This window comes from Oceanobacillus jeddahensis (assembly GCF_000750635.1).
Taxonomy (GTDB): Bacteria; Bacillota; Bacilli; order Bacillales; family Amphibacillaceae; genus Oceanobacillus; species Oceanobacillus jeddahense.
Genome location: NZ_CCDM010000004.1, coordinates 16,074 through 31,592, shown reverse-complemented (window position 1 = coordinate 31,592; position 15,519 = coordinate 16,074). Strand labels below are relative to the sequence as shown.

The following is a 15,519-nucleotide window of genomic DNA, read 5'->3' as shown; positions in this document are numbered from 1 at the left end:
AAAAATGGAATATGACGTTATTATTATTGGAGCAGGTTCAATGGGGATGTCAGCAGGCTACTATTTAACCGAATCAGGTCAAAAAGTGGCCCTTATTGATTCTTATGATCCTCCGCATGAAGCGGGTTCCCATCATGGAGGAACGAGACTGATACGTCATGCTTATGGAGAAGGCGGGAATTATGTTCCATTGGCATTACATTCTCAAAAATTATGGGAAGCATTGGATGAGAAAACAGAGGAACGCATCTTTTTAAGGACGGGCGTACTTAACTTTGGTGTGAAAGGAACTGTATTTTTAGAGACTGTTAAAAAATCAGCGGAGACGCACCAGCTTCCACTGGAAGTGATGACAGCGGAAGAAATCAACAAACGCTGGCCGGGTTTTCAATTAGATGATGATTCCATTGGCTATTTTGAGAAAAACTCTGGTGTGTTGTTCAGTGAAAACGCGGTACGAACTTATCGGTCATTAGCAGTAAAAAATGGTGCAGATATATATGTGAATAACACCGTTCAAGCGATTGAAACAAACTCTAATCAAATTGCTGTCAAATTAACAGATGGGGAAATTAAAGGGAAGAAACTGCTTATTTCTGCCGGAAAGGGGACCAATCAAGTGACAAAATTGCTTGGTATCACGCTGCCTCTTACCCCGGTCCGTAAGACGTTCTCTTGGTTCAAGACCACAAAAGAAATGAATTATACGGAAGAATCATTTCCGGGCTGGGGACATATCGATGATGATAGTACATATTATGGTTTTCCAAGTATGGATGGAACAGGTATAAAAATCGGCAGGCATGATCAGGGACGTCCTTTAGTTGATCCGGGAAAGCTGGAGCCATTTGGAACGTACCCGGAAGATGAGCAGGAAACGCTGGCCTTTGCTCATAAGTATTTTTCGAAGGATATTGAACTTAAAGAAGGAAGGGTATGTACGTACACCAATACACCAGATGCAGATTTTATTATTGATTATCTGCCCGGGCATGCAAATATTATAGTTGCTTGTGGATTTTCCGGTCATGGCTTTAAATTCGCCAGCGGCATTGGAGAAAGCTTGGCGAGATTATTAACGGAAAGAGAATCAGCCGTCAGTCTGGAAAGCTTTCGGTTAAGCCGGTTTGATGAAATAGTAGACAGATAGAAGGGGTGTATCTATACATTTTTGTTAGGTATACCAAATCTATATTGTTTGGGCAAATTAGATATGCATTTTCATTTCCAGTTTATTAATGATGATGGAATGTAGCAGAAGTTAAAGGAGAAGAGATATGCTTGGGCTCGAATTAATGGATTGGGTGCTGATTGGCCTGTGCGCGTTATTAATAGGCTTTTCCAAATCTGGTCTGCCAAACTTAGTTATTTTAGTAGTGACATTAATTATGTTTGTTTTTCCGGCAAGAGAATCCGTTGGTTTTTTGTTGCCAATGCTTTTAATCGGTGATTTATTTGCAGTTACATATTATCGCAGAAATGTAGAATGGAAGTATTTAATCCGTTTAATGCCCTGGGTATTAATTGGAATTGTTATCGGTTTCTTCGTGCTGCAAACGATCCATGATGCACAGTTAAAACCTGTCATCGGGATCATTGTATTACTGATGATCGTACTGAATTTCGCACGTCAAAAGCTCGGAAGCCGTTTTAATGAGATGCTTCCGGAATCGCTGCTGTTTGTTATTTTTATGGGGGTGCTTGGAGGCTTTACTACAATGATCGGGAATACTGCAGGGGCGATTATGACCATTTATCTGTTGGTGAAAGGCTTGCCGAAAAAAGAATTCATTGGAACTGGGGCATGGTTCTTTTTAACAGTAAATATGATTAAATTTCCTTTTTACATTCATCTCGATATGATTACGTTGCATACATTTTCCGTTAATATGATGATGATTCCAATTATTTTAGCCGGCGCTTTTGCAGGAGCGAAAATACTGAACTTTATTCCACAACGGATATTTACATGGATGATTTTAATCCTTGCAACACTTGGAGGATTGAATTTGATTTTTAATTAAAAATGTACATAGCATCCAATAAATGAAACGTATTTCTGTTCTGCCAAGTATCGGTTTTAGAATAGGTCACCATATTTTCGGACCGGTTTTCACAACATTGTGGTCGAAATAGGATGGGAAATGAAGAAATAGTCAGAAAAACGCGGATTTACTCTGTTTAGCGGCTCTGCAGTTTTTCAGTCCTTTTCCAATAAAAAACTCTGGGAGATAGATAGCCTATCCCTAGAGTTTTTTTAATACAGACTTTGAATTTCTTTTTTGTTTAATTTCTCTCCATAGACGGTAACTTGTCCATCATTCAGAGCTTTTAATAAAATTTGACCGTCTTTTAAAGCACTGCTTGGAATAATGGATGGAATAGGGGAAGAGATAAGGTTTCCTTCCATATCATAAAAGAGATAGCCTTCTTTTTCATCTTTAATAAAAGCGTTCACTTTTATATTTGGAGGGAGAAGCAAAGTTAATTTATCTATATCATTCCAAATTAATTTTACTAACAGTTTCTTTCTCTGTTTATTTTCAACAAATGCTTTCCATTTTAGAATAGAGATACTTTCTTCCATAAGGATTCCATTCCTCCTGCATAAATTGGCTGATCATTCACTTGCCAAAAACAGTATAACAGATTCCGTTTCTTTTTGCTTTAAAAAACGAAATATAAGCAGCTGTCTATTTAAAGCGAGTTTAAAATGTTTAATCAGGGTATGGTCTCAATGCTTTGCGTTTGAGGATTTTGAGACATCCTCTTTTTATTTTATTCAAAAAAGCGTATACTTATTTTAATTGCTAACGTTGTGGAACTTCATCTGGAAGGAAGGGTTTTTGTTTTGAATAAATCATTTCGATGGTTATTTTTTTTGCTCGGAATAATGGTTTTCAGCAGCGGGATCGCATTGACGATTAATATGCAGCATTTGGGCATCCATCCCTGGGATGTTTTAAATGTGGCGATGTTTGAGAAGGTAGGGTTTACAATAGGCTCGTGGAATATTATTATATCCATGATCTTAATTGTAGTTTGTCTTATTTTAGACCGTAGATATATTAAAGTAGGAACTTTTTTTAATGCGATTCTTGTTGGGTCTTTTGTTGATTTTTATCATTGGACTGGAATTCTTCCGACAGCAACCGATACATGGTTGGATATTATGTTTATACTAATTGGTATTGGTATCATGGGCTTTGGGGGTGGAATGTATAATGCTGCAGGTGTCGGTTCAGGGCCGCGTGATGGTTTTATGCTTGCTCTTTCAGATAAATTGGGAGCGCCCATCGGCAGAGTACGAATTATAACAGAATGCAGTGTGCTCGTGATAGGATTGATTATCGGCGGTCCGGTATTTATTTTCACTTTCGTATTTACTTTCATCCAAAGTCCGATATTCCAGGCCACTTATTTAAAACTGGGGGATTTTGTGTTGAAAGTCGAATATAATCAACATAAAAAGAGGAATAAGAAGCATGCCTCTTAAGATTGGAAAAAGGACCGAATCTCAAATCATTGAGTAATTTGGTCCTTTTTCTGTAATTTATATCAAATCCATGATTTTTACTGCAATACTTTCTTGATTTTCAAGATATCCCTGTAACCATAACCAGGTAAAGAAGCCTGTCAGGAGAATCAGAATAATAATGATGATAACGACATATGATCCCTTCACATGAGCCACCTCTTTTCATTAATGAAGCTTCATTGCGGATTTCACATCATAATGATCTAAATTAATATCTGGTTTTTCATCGAAAGCTAATTTAGCAAGCTGTTGCCCCAGGTAAGGGCCCATAGTTAGACCGGATGAACCCAATCCGTTTGCTAAAAGAACGTTGGAATGCTCAGGTAATTCGCCAATAACAGGCAGGAAACCAGGTGTATAAGGACGGAAACCGACACGGGTTTCTAAAATAGTTGCTTCTGCTAAATCTGGTGCAATAGCAAATCCCTGGTCTAAAATTTCATGTATGCCAGCTGCGGTAACCCGATAATCAAAATCAACTTGATCCTCATGAGTAGAGCCAATGACAAAGCGATGATCATCCTGAGAAAGTAAGTATTTATTTCCCGGTGGCATGACAACTGGCCAATCGGCAGTTTCTAACCCTAGAATTTCTAAATGCATAATTTGTGCACGCTGAAATGAAACATCCAACTGGATGTCGAGAGGTTCTGTTGTTTCTTTCATCCAAGCACCGCTTGTTAAAATAACTTTGCCGGCCTCTATGATTTCCCCATTACATACAACACCTGTTACTTTATCTTCGGTTACATGTAACTTTGCGTTTCCAGATAAAAGTACAGCACCGTTTTTCCTAACTGCATTTTTTAAGGAGTTCAATAACTTTCTTCCATCTACTCGTGCGGCACCACTTATATAGACAGCTTGATAGTCCTTGTTTAATATAGGGAAACGCTGCTGTGTTTCTTCCGCAGTTAATCTGGAGATATCTCCAATTTCGGGAGCATTTTCACGTCTTTTATATGCTCTTTCTTCCATACCATCTAACTTGTTAGAATCCGTATGTAGACTGAGTGCGCCGACCTGCTTATAGCCTGTATCCTTTTCACCGAGTTTTTCTAAATCAGCTACTAATGATGGATACACGCGAGCGCCGTTTTTAGCAAGGTGGTACCATTTTTTATTGCGGCGCTGGGAAATCCAGGGGCAAATAATTCCTGCAGCAGCATCCGTTGCCTGGCCTTCATCATCCCGGTCAATCAAAATGACCTCTGCGCCTTGCTGCGTAAGATAAAAAGCGGTGCTGGCACCTAAAATGCCGCCGCCAATAATAATATAGGGTTTCCTCATTCGGAGTCTTTGACCTTTGCAACAACTTGATGCATTGCTTTGATTTTACCTAGATGCTCTGCTTCATGGAAAGAAAGCATAATGAGTAAATCACCGTATGTTTCAACGCTGCCAAACGGAACTTTAAACTGTACATTGGACTTCCAGAATAAGTCATTAAATTCATTAATACGCTGTTGCTGTATCTCTAAAGCTTCTAATAAAGCTCCCAGACTGGGCGGTTCTTCCTTCCAATCCTTAGGATTTGTCCCTGAACCGAATAGGTCAGCAAAATTTGCTGGTATATTTTCTGATTTACTTGGGTAGCGGAATAAGAATTTTTCCATTGTTACAAGTACGTGGCCTAAATGCCAGCGAATGGTGTTATTAAAATAGTCTGCTTGTACATCAATAATAGGATCATCTAAATCTGAAGCGTAAGTGAGTAAAGCAGTACGTGTTAAATTAAATTGTTTTCTTGTCATTTCATAAATCCCTCCAATAAGATTTATTATAATCTAATAATGATTATTTTTACAGTATTTCGAGGTGAGAAGAAAAAATTTCTAGATAGAACATCAAAGTCAGTATTTTCTTATATAACTCAACTATCGCACCTAAGAATAAGTATATATATCTTGCTGTTTCAGGATTATCAAATTCTTCTTTATTGTGCTTGCTTTTTAGTTAAATCAGCTTTTTATGAACGAATGATAGTGTATAGCTCCGCTGCGTCCAACCACTCCGCTAAATTTTGATTCTACAGCGAATGAAAGAAATAACATCCTGTTGGGTTGGACGAAATAGTATCTCCATAGCTTGATGATACGATTATTCTGTTATTACAAATGGTTGGCTTAGCAGTTCTAATCATGACAGCGTGGATAGATAACATCAGGAATAGCTTTTACGCACAGAAAAGAGTGATTACGAAACATCTTTACCATGCACTACAAAAAATCTTTTCTATCTGATCTACCTTTTATTTGTTCAGCTATTCGACGATTAGAATACCTAACTAGCGGAGGCGGACCGTTTTGACTCCTGAGGGATCAGCACCATCTGAAGATCCACTTTTGCCAAGCGCTCTTCTTGGCAAAAGTTAGCTGAAGAGCGTGCCCCTAGGAAAGCAAAACGGTCCGACGCAGCGGTAATCTTACACTTTACTTTCTTTACCTTTTGGCAAGGAAGTCATCAAAAGAACGATCAACTCCTATTTCTATGGAAAGGAAGTTTCTTTTTAAGGTGCGAAAGTTGAGTTATATAAGTAAAGAACGAGCAAATCCAGGTTTTTCGAACATTTTTTTATAGAAACAAGATTAGGGCTAGAGCTTTGGACGTTAAATATGATAATCTATATATGGAAAGTTTGTCGAGGGAGGAAATCAAAGATGTCAAAAACACTTATTTTTGGACATAAAAGTCCAGATACGGATACTATATGTTCCGCTTTAGCTTATGCTGATTTAAAAACAAAACTGGGGGAGGAAGTAAGCCCTGCCCGTTTAGGTGAAGTAAATGGAGAAACACAATTTGCTTTAAACCAATTTAATGTAGAAGCCCCAGCACTTATTCAAGAAGTGGAAAATGGCACTGATGTTATTTTAGTAGACCATAATGAATTTCAGCAAAGTGCTGATAACATTGAAAATGCAGTGATTCGTGAAGTAATTGATCACCACCGCGTATCTAATTTTCAAACCAAAGAGCCACTTTATTTCCGTGCAGAGCCTGTTGGTTGTACAGCCACTATTTTAAATAAAATGTACAAAGAAAATAATGTGGAATTAGATAAAAGTATTGCTGGATTATTATTATCTGCAATTATTTCGGATTCTTTATTATTAAAATCACCAACCTGTACAGAAGAAGATGTGAAAGCTGCGCATGAATTAGCTGAAAAAGCAGGGGTGAGCTTAGAAGAATATGGTTTAGAAATGCTAAAAGCTGGTGCAGATATTAGCGATAAAAGCGTAAAAGAATTAATTACAATGGATGCCAAGGAATTTGCGATGGGCGATGCGAAGGTAGAAATCGCTCAAGTAAATGCAGTGGATGTCAGTGAAATTTATCAGCTTCATGATGAATTAGTAAGTGAAATTACAGCAACAGTGAATGAAAAAGGATTGGATTTATTCTTATTCGTTGCAACAGATATTTTAAATAATGATTCGGAAGTATTAGCTGTGGGGGCTTCCAAAGATAAAGTGAAAACAGCATTTAATGTTTCATTAGATGAAAACGACCGTGCTTTATTAGAAGGTGTAGTCTCCCGTAAAAAACAAATTGTTACAGCTTTAACAGAGCAGTTTTAAGGAAGAAATGCTCAGAGGTATATATGAAGAAAGAGATCCCCTTGCCTGATTGGTAAGGGGATTTTGTTTCAGGTATTAACAAAATGGAGCAATTGGGAAGAAGTTTATTACATTCATATCTGATAAATTAAAAAAAGAAGGAGGGTTTTATCATGGAGAATGAATCCATTCAAAGAAGAACAGACTCTGCATCAAGATTGATTATGGCATCCCCGCAAATTATTTATCAGGCGTTTGTAAACCCGGAAGCTTTGATTTCGTGGCTGCCTCCAAAAGGAATGTCGGGGCATATTGAGCTATTTGATCCTTGGGAGGGTGGAAATTATAGAATGACTCTTACGTACGAAATGGATAACGCACACTCTGGAAAAACTTCAGAAAACACGGATATAACCCAGGGCAGGTTTTTGGAGTTAGTTCCAGGTCAGCGCATTGTACAATCCGTAAACTTCGATTCTAAAGACCCGTCTTTTTCAGGAGAGATGATACAAAAATGGTTTTTAGATCCTGTTTCAAAAGGCACAAAGGTTACCATTGTTTGCGAGAATGTCCCAGCAGGAATACAAAAGGAAGATCACGACATCGGTTTAAGATCCACATTGGAGAATCTCGCTGCATTTACGGAATAGAAAAGTAAAAATTAATTTCAATCCTTTTTGAAATGAGTTTTAGAGCGGTAATTTTACAAATAAAAAAGCTGATCAATGATGATCAGCTTTTTTCTATCCGCTTATTAGTTTTTAACAACGTTAGCAGCTTGTGGTCCGCGGTTACCTTCTTCGATATCGAAAGTAACTGTTTGACCTTCTTCTAAAGTTTTGAAACCTTCGCCTTGGATTGCAGAGAAATGTACGAATACGTCGTCTCCACCTTCTACTTCGATGAAACCGAAGCCTTTTTCAGCGTTAAACCATTTTACAGAACCTGTGTTCATTCTTTTACCTCCACGTGCAATTGTTGCACTGTTTATTACTATTTAGTTCAAAGTTAAATTTCAAGACGAAAGATCAATTCGTTTATTGTATCCCATCCTGTATTTCTACCGAATCTAAATAAGTAACTTTATTATAGCATCTACGATAATAAAAGCCAACCTTTTTAGGAAAAAAGTTTCTAACTGTGATTATTTATAATATTTTTTTCAATGGATATTATCCTTAAATTGCTAAAAGAACAGGTTTTTTGGGTATTGTTATGCTATAAGAAAGTGTAGTGAATGGAAGAAAAAATATAAACATTTTTAGGGTAGAAGTGTAAGTGTAATGATTTTCAGTGGGACGATTAAGTGTAGCTCTAATATCAACTAAAGGTTTGCACGCAGAATGATAAAGAGTTCTAAAAAAAAGAGGGGGAATAAATTTATTTAGGTGGGAGCTAACTCCCATTGAAGATTCGTTTTATAAAATCAAAAAGAATTTGGGTATCTGTCTTATTCGACTTGTACGTTTATCACATATGTTAGAAAGAGAGTAGAAAAAGGGGGAAGAAATAATGCAAGGTAAACAACGATTTAATCAGCAGCATCCAAATCCAAATGAAAAGACCATCGTTCACCCGACCAAGCACCAATATGTCCATACATCATCTGAATCGGTTGTTAATCATATTCATCCTGTACACACAACGTATGTGAATCATCACATGATAAAAAATCAACATCCGTATGGAAAAGAAGCGTTTATGGGGAGACCGCAAATAGGACCACGGCCGCCGTCCCCTCCCATGCCAATGCCTTTACCTGGACAAATGCCGCCCGGTAATATGGGGGAGATGAGAAGGCATCCTGGTATTCATCCACGCAGAAGGCCAGGGATGTGGTAATAAAACGAAACTTCATTCAGCGGGGGTTTTACGGGAGCTTTTCCGTGATAAATGAAGATGGCAAAGCTTGTTCCTGGCTGGTATGAGGTGTGGCGGCTCTGACAAAAGGGCAGTGACAGCTCCTTTTGTCTACATATTAAGAAAGTAATACAGATTTTGAACAGTAAAGAAAGATAAGATACGAGTGTTATCTTATATGGAGATAAGCTTTCAAAACAAGTACTCCTGCGTTAAAATAAGAAATAGTCTAAACCCAGAAAGGATATTACCGTGAAAATTTTACATGTAACAGGCTATAAACCAACGGAATTAGGTATTTTTAAAGAAAATGATCCAAGGATTGTTTTTATTAAAGCAGCCTTAGAAAAAAGATTGCGTACATTTATCGAAGAAGGATTAGAATGGGTCATTATTTCTGGACAAATGGGGATTGAATTATGGGCTGCTGATGTAATTATGGATTTAAAAGAGATGTATGAGGTGCAGATCGGTGTTTTCCCACCATTTGAAAATCAGGATCAGCGTTGGCCGGATCCTCTTAAGGAAAAATATGAAGAATTAATGATGACAGCAGATTTTTTCAAGCCGCTATATAAAGGGGAATATCAGGGTGCCTACCAATTTCGGGCGAAGGACTTATGGCTTATTGATAAGAGTGATGCCGCTTTGCTCCTTGTTGATGATGAATATCCAGGAAGTGTCAAATATTTTTATGATGCTACAAAGCGAACGTCTAAAGAATATCCCATTTTTACGATTACCCCTCAAGATCTAGAGGATATTGTAGAGGAACTGCAAATGCAAGACCCGAGTTACTGGGATAACCCGGAGAATTATTGAATGGTACAACCCTTCCATCACATAGAATGGTATGAGGGAGGGATGTTCGCAATGTATTATACTTACGGACCGCCTAATTATGGGTATAGAATGTATGAACGGCAAAATAATCAACAGCAAGGTACTATTACCATCACTGGTGTAGGTACAGTCATTGTCTCACCAAGTATTGCCCGCATTCAATTGGTAGTTTCCACTGTCAATCGTTCTTTGCAGGAAGCGCAGCAAGAAAACGCAGAGCGAATGAATCGAGTTCTGGACATTCTGCAGCAAATTGGTGTTCCTAGAGAACAAATTCAAACAACCAGTTTTTCTGCAAGACCAATTTATAGTTATCAAGACGGTGATCAGACATTACAGGGCTATGAGGTGCGGAATGAAATAACTATTATTACAGAAGATATGGACGGGATTGGAGAAATGATTGATCGTGTTACTGAAAATGGAGTCAATGAAGTGATTTCCATCGAATTTTCAGTTGATAATCCAGAGAATTTTTATATGGAGGCTTTAAGTTTTGCGCTTTCCGATGCGAAAAGGAAGGCAGAAAGCTTAACAGAACAGCTAGGTGTCAATTTAAATCCGATTCCATTAAAAATCAACGAACAGACGACTTCTCCAGGGGTCGGTCCAGCACAGGTTTTTAAAATGGTATCTACGCCAATTGAACCGGGGAATCAATCGATCGAAGCCAGGTTGGAAGTCATATATCAAGTGTAGGGGAGGATATATCTTAACCTCTTATTCAAAAAAGAAATACAAATCAAGTCTGGCAATAAAACTTGATTTGTATTTCTTTTATAACGGGACTAGCTTTAGCTACATATAAAAGTTGACATTTTCTTAGAGGGAAATGATCAAAATAAAAGTACAAAATGATCATTTTTCTAAATAAAGATATTAGTTAATTATTCACCTCGAATGAAAATTGTGGAATAATAAAGGTAGGCTAAAGGAAAAGTGGGGATGCTTAATGGATATACATATTGTTCGAATGACACAAAAGTATGCAGTTGAGGCGCTTTGCTGGAAGTACAACAAACCTTATGACTTTTATAACAATGTATTAACGACCAGTGCGATTGTAGAACTGCTTGGCGGCAGCTACTATGCAATTGTGGATTCATCACAAAAATTAATTGGTTTCTTTTGCACGGGGCGTTCAGCTAAAATCCCTGCCGGTGATCGGAACGCCGCTTATATAGAAGATTGTGTTGATTTAGGCTTAGGAATGAATCCTGCTCTGACCGGAAAGGGAAAGGGAGATCAGTTCTTAAAAAGAATTCTTCATTTTATTGAACTGGAATATAAAGGAAAACCGATCCGGCTTACAGTTGCTTCCTTTAATAAACGGGCAATCCGCTTATATGAGAAAAATGGTTTTATCAAAGAGCATCAATTTTATTATAAGGAGATGGAATTTATAACAATGAAGCGTAACGGTACAGCAATGTAGAAAAAACGTACATTTATTAGATTTATAGTTATTTGCGTAGGACAAATCCGCTTCTTTTCATAAGATGTATTATGTATTGGAAAGGAGGGAGTCCGAATGAGTCGAGATAACTGTCAATGTAGCCGTTGCCGTAATTCGAACCGGGATGAGGATGTACGTGTTCATCCAACAAGGCATGAGGTTCGTCATCACAATAGTGTAAGAACAGTTAAAAATATTCACCCGACAGAAATTAAAAATGTACACCGTACCACTATCCGTAATGAAAATTATTATCCAGTCAGAGAATCCAATGTAAACGAAACGGTTGTTGAAAATTACGATTGTGGCAGCGATGTAAATGATTCAAGTAATTGTCGAAGAGTAGGCGGTTCAAACAATGGCTGCGGTGGAAATCATCATTCTGACCATTGTGGCAAACGTTCTGAAAACCGATCATGTGAAAGAAAACGTTCCTGCTGTGGTGGCAGAAATCGTAACTGGTTCTTTTAATTATTAAAAGATAATTCGTAGGAGCAGCTATTCTTTTCCTATTTAATTAAGCATGCTAAAAAATAACTCTTATTAAGAAAGTTTTTCAATGGGATGAACAGATTGTCTCTTGGAATACTTCTTAATAGGAGTATTTTTTTAAGCAGATTTCTTGAGATAGGTGAAATAATATGATAATAATATTTATTGTGTTTAAAAAATCTACAAGTATTTGTGATAAACATAACATTTAATTAGAGATATATTGGAGGTATATGAATGAAAATTGCAGCAATGATTGGAAGCAACCGCGCAGAATCTTACAACAAACAACTTGTTGAATATATGAAGGACCGTTATCAAGAAAATGTTGAAATTGATATTTTACCGATACAAAAATTACCTTTTTTTAACCAGGATGAAGAATTAAATCCCCCGGAAATCGTAAAAGAAATTCGACAGCGTATTAAAGATAGTGACGCTATTTTATTTGCGACGCCTGAATATAATGGTTCTATTTCGGGTATGTTAAAAAATGCAATTGATTGGTTCTCTCGGGTTGATTTAGTAATGGTAAATAAACCTGGGATGATTGTAGGTGCTTCTATGGGAGCGCTGGGCACTGTAAAAGCGCAATTGCAGCTTCGGCAAATTTTAAACTCTCGCGGAGTTGGGGTATTAACACTGCCGGGAAATGAAGTGTTAATTGGTTCCGTCCAAAATAAAATGGACGAACAAGGAAACCTAACCGATGAGCAAACAATTGATTTTCTTGATTCTGTTGTTCATAATTTTGTCGATTGGTGTAATACATTACAGAAATAATCCGATGCCGGTGATTTTATAGTCACCGGTTTTGTCTGTTTTTACACACTTTAAAAGTATTTAATAGATGTAAATTAGTTTGATGTAAGTTAAAAATGGTAAAGAATTATGTATAAGAAAAAGTGACGATTTATAAAAAAGTATAAATATAATGAAAGAAGGGTTGTAAAATGGCTGAGAGTCATGACTCATCGATAGACACGAAAAATTTTAGCCGGGTACCCATTCTCGTTGTTTTATTATCTGGTGCCTTTGTAGCCATTCTAAATCAGACATTATTGGGGACAGCCTTGCCTCATATGATGGCGGATTTGGATATTGATGCAAATACCGTTCAATGGTTACAATCAGCTTTTATGCTGGTAAATGGTATTATGATCCCAATTACAGCTTTTTTAATTGGTACGTTTACGACACGTAGTCTATTTTTAACAGCGATGTCTTTATTTACGATAGGTACCTTGATCTGCGGGGTTGCACCAGAATTTTTCTCGCTTCTAACAGGACGTATTCTGCAGGCTGCAGGTGCAGGAATTATGATGCCGCTGATGCAGACGATTTTAATTTTAATTTATCCAAAGGAAAAACGGGGCAGCGCCATGGGAATGTTTGGTTTAGTTATTTCCTTTGCGCCGGCAATCGGGCCAACGCTCTCCGGTTATATTGTAGAGAATTTCCCTTGGAGAACATTATTTTTTATGGTTCTGCCTATTGCTATATTAAACATAATTATCGCTTATTTCTTACTTAGAAATGTAACGAAACGGACCTTCCCTGAATTGGATAAATTATCTATCCTTTTATCTACTCTAGGTTTTGGCGGTATTCTTTATGGATTTAGTACGGCAGGAAACGCAGGTTGGTTAAGTTATCAGGTTATCGGTGCTTTAGTAATCGGCGGAATTATGTTGGCATGGTTTATTACAAGACAAATGCATTTAAAAACACCTATCTTGGAATTCCGGGTATTTAAGTATCGTGTATTTACGATCACTACCGTGCTAGGCATGGTTACCTTTATGACAATGATTGGAGCTGCTGTGATTTTACCGCTTTATATGCAGCAAATGCTGGGATTCAGCGCCTTCCATTCTGGTCTGGCATTACTCGCTGGAGCTGTTGTACAAGGGTTGATGAATCCTGTCACTGGAAGATTGTTTGACCGATATGGAGCCAGATATTTGGCAATGATCGGTCTGATCCTGATTGTTGGTACAACATTTGCATTAAGTACATTAACGACAGAAACAAGCTTTATCTTTATAGCAACGATCCATGCCCTGAGAATGTTAGGGGTTGCCATGGCGATGATGCCTGTAACAACAGCCGGACTCAATGTATTGCCTGAAAAATACATTTCTCATGGTACAGCTGTAAATAATACATTGAGACAGGTTTCCGGGGCAATTGGTACAGCCTTGCCAATTACAATTATGTCTACAGCATCTATTCCTGAACAAGGGATAGATGGGATGGTACACGGTGTGAATGTGTCATTCCTTGTAACGGGAATTATCTCTATTGTTGCGCTCGTTCTGACATTTTTTATCCATGACCGGGATAATTAAGTTATTATGGTTTAACTGTCAGTGAAGCTTAACGGAGTGAAGTTTTATCACGGAGAAACGTCCGTAAAACTCCCATTGAATGACGCTTCGTTTTATATTATAAAAGATCGTAAAAAGCCTTAGAACTCAATTTGTTCTAAGGCTTTTTTCACGCTAGAAAGTATAGGAAAACTATACGCTGAATACTTCTACTTTTCTGCTGTCTGTTTTATTATAAGCACCGTGCATAACCGGTCCTACATATTCGTTTAGTTTCCAGCCGTTTGCAATTGCAGCTGCCACAAAGGTTTTGGCTCCTTTTACGGCATCATGCACATTTTCACCATGAGCTAAGTTTGCTGTAATTGCTGCCGCAAATGTACATCCTGCTCCGTGGTTATAGGTTGTTTCCACTTTTTCACTTTCTAATAAATCAAAGTCAGTTCCGTCATAGAATAAGTCCACAGCTTTATCATGATCAAGCTGTTTTCCGCCTTTTACGACAACATTTTTTGCACCTAAGGCATGAATTTTCTGAGCTGCTTCTTTCATTTGCTCAATGGTTTTAATTGGAGCCATTTGTGCTAATTGAGCTGCTTCAAACAGGTTAGGTGTTACAACTAACGAGCGAGGCAGTAATTCTTCACGCATGGCATCTGTGTTTTCTGGTTGAAGAACTTCATCTTCCCCTTTACATACCATAACAGGGTCCAGAACATATTTATCAATACTGTATTCATCAATTTTTCTAGCTCCTAAATTGATAATATCTACGGAGCCAAGCATGCCGGATTTCATTGCATCTACACCGACAGAGAGAATCGTATTTAATTGTTTTTCAACGACATCTACATCGATTGGGGTAACATCATGACCCCAGCCATCTGGATTCATTGTTACAATGGAAGTTAAGGCAGTCATGCCATATACATTATGCTCCTGAAAGGTTTTTAAATCTGCTGCAATTCCAGCTCCACCACTAGAGTCAGAACCAGCAAGAGTTAATGTTTTTTTCATAGTCATTGGTTTTTCCTCCTCAAAGTCAGTATTAATCACAAAATAAATGATGCTGACTCTTTAAAATTACTTTTCCTTTGTAGCTAGAATAATCCTTTCTAACTCAATTGTAAAGCCATTGAAATGGGGCAGGCAAGATTCATTTAAAGAGGAAGTTCGAAAAGTCCGATAAAAATGACACGGCGAAAAAAGGAGCTTCTACTAAGATCGCCCACGTCCTGTGGGCAACGTAGAAGTCACCGCATCCTGCGGAAGTGCGTTGGCTTGCTTTTCCGGTGGGACTGGAACTGCGATTACTCGCCCCATCAAAAGCGCTACTCACGTATCTAATAACATAGAGGAACTTCTGTTAAGACCGTCCACGTCCTGTGGACAACACAGAAGTCATCACATCCTGTGAAAGTCCGTTCCTCAAAGCGG

General features: G+C 37.8%; 18 protein-coding genes. 12 read left to right on the top strand and 6 right to left on the bottom strand.

All coding sequences use genetic code 11. The annotated features are described in order from the left end of the window. The first annotated feature begins 4 nt into the window (after nucleotides 1–4). The gene (gene solA / locus BN986_RS16820) at nucleotides 5–1,150 is read left to right on the top strand and encodes an N-methyl-L-tryptophan oxidase (RefSeq protein ID WP_040982328.1); all 1,146 of its coding nucleotides are present in this window, start codon (nucleotides 5–7) and stop codon (nucleotides 1,148–1,150) included. A 127-nt stretch (nucleotides 1,151–1,277) separates the two neighbouring features. Continuing rightward, nucleotides 1,278–2,024: a sulfite exporter TauE/SafE family protein gene (locus BN986_RS16815; RefSeq protein WP_052400848.1), complete on the top strand. Its 747-nt coding sequence runs from the start codon at nucleotides 1,278–1,280 to the stop codon at nucleotides 2,022–2,024. Nucleotides 2,025–2,257: 233 nt separating this feature from the next. Here BN986_RS16815 and BN986_RS16810 read toward each other — a convergent pair whose 3' ends face one another. After that, on the bottom strand, nucleotides 2,258–2,587 hold the full coding sequence (locus BN986_RS16810; protein ID WP_040982326.1) for a hypothetical protein: 330 nt from the start codon (nucleotides 2,585–2,587) through the stop codon (nucleotides 2,258–2,260). A gap of 264 nt (nucleotides 2,588–2,851) precedes the next feature. Between BN986_RS16810 and BN986_RS16805 the strand changes: the two genes are divergently transcribed. After that, entirely contained in the window at nucleotides 2,852–3,496 is a 645-nt protein-coding gene (locus BN986_RS16805) for a YczE/YyaS/YitT family protein (RefSeq protein WP_040982324.1), read from the top strand. Nucleotides 3,497–3,553: 57 nt separating this feature from the next. Here BN986_RS16805 and BN986_RS27915 read toward each other — a convergent pair whose 3' ends face one another. The 3 genes from BN986_RS27915 to BN986_RS16795 are packed head-to-tail and all read right to left on the bottom strand — an operon-like array spanning nucleotide 3,554 to nucleotide 5,292. Next, nucleotides 3,554–3,685: a hypothetical protein gene (locus BN986_RS27915; protein WP_262362482.1), complete on the bottom strand. Its 132-nt coding sequence runs from the start codon at nucleotides 3,683–3,685 to the stop codon at nucleotides 3,554–3,556. Between the two features lie 18 nt (nucleotides 3,686–3,703). Next, the gene (locus tag BN986_RS16800) at nucleotides 3,704–4,828 is read right to left on the bottom strand and encodes an NAD(P)/FAD-dependent oxidoreductase (RefSeq protein WP_040982322.1); all 1,125 of its coding nucleotides are present in this window, start codon (nucleotides 4,826–4,828) and stop codon (nucleotides 3,704–3,706) included. After that, nucleotides 4,825–5,292: a DinB family protein gene (locus tag BN986_RS16795; protein ID WP_052400847.1), complete on the bottom strand. Its 468-nt coding sequence runs from the start codon at nucleotides 5,290–5,292 to the stop codon at nucleotides 4,825–4,827. The genes BN986_RS16800 and BN986_RS16795 overlap by 4 nt, the downstream gene beginning before the upstream one ends. Nucleotides 5,293–6,198: 906 nt before the next feature. Between BN986_RS16795 and BN986_RS16790 the strand changes: the two genes are divergently transcribed. Together BN986_RS16790 and BN986_RS16785 are read left to right on the top strand one after the other, a co-directional pair. Beyond that, entirely contained in the window at nucleotides 6,199–7,122 is a 924-nt protein-coding gene (locus BN986_RS16790; protein ID WP_040982318.1) for a manganese-dependent inorganic pyrophosphatase, read from the top strand. A gap of 152 nt (nucleotides 7,123–7,274) precedes the next feature. After that, nucleotides 7,275–7,751: an SRPBCC family protein gene (locus BN986_RS16785; protein WP_040982316.1), complete on the top strand. Its 477-nt coding sequence runs from the start codon at nucleotides 7,275–7,277 to the stop codon at nucleotides 7,749–7,751. Between the two features lie 104 nt (nucleotides 7,752–7,855). Here the strand turns inward: BN986_RS16785 and BN986_RS16780 are convergent, their stop codons facing one another. Next, nucleotides 7,856–8,056: a cold-shock protein gene (locus tag BN986_RS16780; protein ID WP_040982314.1), complete on the bottom strand. Its 201-nt coding sequence runs from the start codon at nucleotides 8,054–8,056 to the stop codon at nucleotides 7,856–7,858. A gap of 557 nt (nucleotides 8,057–8,613) precedes the next feature. On the opposite strand from BN986_RS16780, the gene BN986_RS27910 reads away from it, so the two are divergent. From BN986_RS27910 to BN986_RS16750, 7 genes are all read left to right on the top strand, one after another. Next, complete coding sequence (locus BN986_RS27910) at nucleotides 8,614–8,943, top strand: CotD family spore coat protein (protein WP_040982311.1); 330 nt, start codon at nucleotides 8,614–8,616, stop codon at nucleotides 8,941–8,943. A 270-nt stretch (nucleotides 8,944–9,213) separates the two neighbouring features. After that, entirely contained in the window at nucleotides 9,214–9,783 is a 570-nt protein-coding gene (locus BN986_RS16770; RefSeq protein WP_040982309.1) for an SLOG family protein, read from the top strand. A gap of 51 nt (nucleotides 9,784–9,834) precedes the next feature. Continuing rightward, nucleotides 9,835–10,503, top strand: coding sequence for an SIMPL domain-containing protein (locus BN986_RS16765; RefSeq protein ID WP_040982306.1), 669 nt, complete (start codon nucleotides 9,835–9,837; stop codon nucleotides 10,501–10,503). Nucleotides 10,504–10,777: 274 nt separating this feature from the next. Further along, a complete protein-coding gene (locus BN986_RS16760) occupies nucleotides 10,778–11,239 on the top strand; it encodes a GNAT family N-acetyltransferase (RefSeq protein WP_244445028.1) in 462 nt (153 codons plus the stop codon). A 96-nt stretch (nucleotides 11,240–11,335) separates the two neighbouring features. Then, nucleotides 11,336–11,731, top strand: coding sequence for a spore coat protein (locus BN986_RS26325; RefSeq protein WP_074435707.1), 396 nt, complete (start codon nucleotides 11,336–11,338; stop codon nucleotides 11,729–11,731). A gap of 258 nt (nucleotides 11,732–11,989) precedes the next feature. Next, entirely contained in the window at nucleotides 11,990–12,535 is a 546-nt protein-coding gene (locus tag BN986_RS16755) for an NADPH-dependent FMN reductase (RefSeq protein ID WP_040982303.1), read from the top strand. Nucleotides 12,536–12,705: 170 nt separating this feature from the next. Beyond that, entirely contained in the window at nucleotides 12,706–14,103 is a 1,398-nt protein-coding gene (locus BN986_RS16750) for an MDR family MFS transporter (protein ID WP_040982301.1), read from the top strand. Nucleotides 14,104–14,274: 171 nt separating this feature from the next. On the opposite strand, the gene pdxK is transcribed toward BN986_RS16750, so the two are convergent. Then, complete coding sequence (gene pdxK, locus BN986_RS16745; protein ID WP_040982299.1) at nucleotides 14,275–15,105, bottom strand: pyridoxine/pyridoxal/pyridoxamine kinase; 831 nt, start codon at nucleotides 15,103–15,105, stop codon at nucleotides 14,275–14,277. Nucleotides 15,106–15,519 lie beyond the last annotated feature (414 nt).

Excerpts from the sequence above, each read along its gene's own strand:
- BN986_RS16780 (WP_040982314.1), bottom strand. The coding sequence starts at position 8,056 with ATGAACACAGGTTCTGTAAAATGGTTTAACGCTGAAAAAGGCTTCGGT.
- BN986_RS16800 (WP_040982322.1), bottom strand. The coding sequence starts at position 4,828 with ATGAGGAAACCCTATATTATTATTGGCGGCGGCATTTTAGGTGCCAGC.
- BN986_RS26325 (WP_074435707.1), top strand. The coding sequence starts at position 11,336 with ATGAGTCGAGATAACTGTCAATGTAGCCGTTGCCGTAATTCGAACCGG.
- solA (WP_040982328.1), top strand. The coding sequence starts at position 5 with ATGGAATATGACGTTATTATTATTGGAGCAGGTTCAATGGGGATGTCA.
- BN986_RS16755 (WP_040982303.1), top strand. The coding sequence starts at position 11,990 with ATGAAAATTGCAGCAATGATTGGAAGCAACCGCGCAGAATCTTACAAC.
- BN986_RS16815 (WP_052400848.1), top strand. The coding sequence starts at position 1,278 with ATGCTTGGGCTCGAATTAATGGATTGGGTGCTGATTGGCCTGTGCGCG.
- BN986_RS16750 (WP_040982301.1), top strand. The coding sequence starts at position 12,706 with ATGGCTGAGAGTCATGACTCATCGATAGACACGAAAAATTTTAGCCGG.
- BN986_RS16760 (WP_244445028.1), top strand. The coding sequence starts at position 10,778 with ATGACACAAAAGTATGCAGTTGAGGCGCTTTGCTGGAAGTACAACAAA.
- BN986_RS27910 (WP_040982311.1), top strand. The coding sequence starts at position 8,614 with ATGCAAGGTAAACAACGATTTAATCAGCAGCATCCAAATCCAAATGAA.
- BN986_RS16810 (WP_040982326.1), bottom strand. The coding sequence starts at position 2,587 with ATGGAAGAAAGTATCTCTATTCTAAAATGGAAAGCATTTGTTGAAAAT.
- BN986_RS16795 (WP_052400847.1), bottom strand. The coding sequence starts at position 5,292 with ATGACAAGAAAACAATTTAATTTAACACGTACTGCTTTACTCACTTAC.
- pdxK (WP_040982299.1), bottom strand. The coding sequence starts at position 15,105 with ATGACTATGAAAAAAACATTAACTCTTGCTGGTTCTGACTCTAGTGGT.
- BN986_RS16765 (WP_040982306.1), top strand. The coding sequence starts at position 9,835 with ATGTATTATACTTACGGACCGCCTAATTATGGGTATAGAATGTATGAA.
- BN986_RS16790 (WP_040982318.1), top strand. The coding sequence starts at position 6,199 with ATGTCAAAAACACTTATTTTTGGACATAAAAGTCCAGATACGGATACT.
- BN986_RS16785 (WP_040982316.1), top strand. The coding sequence starts at position 7,275 with ATGGAGAATGAATCCATTCAAAGAAGAACAGACTCTGCATCAAGATTG.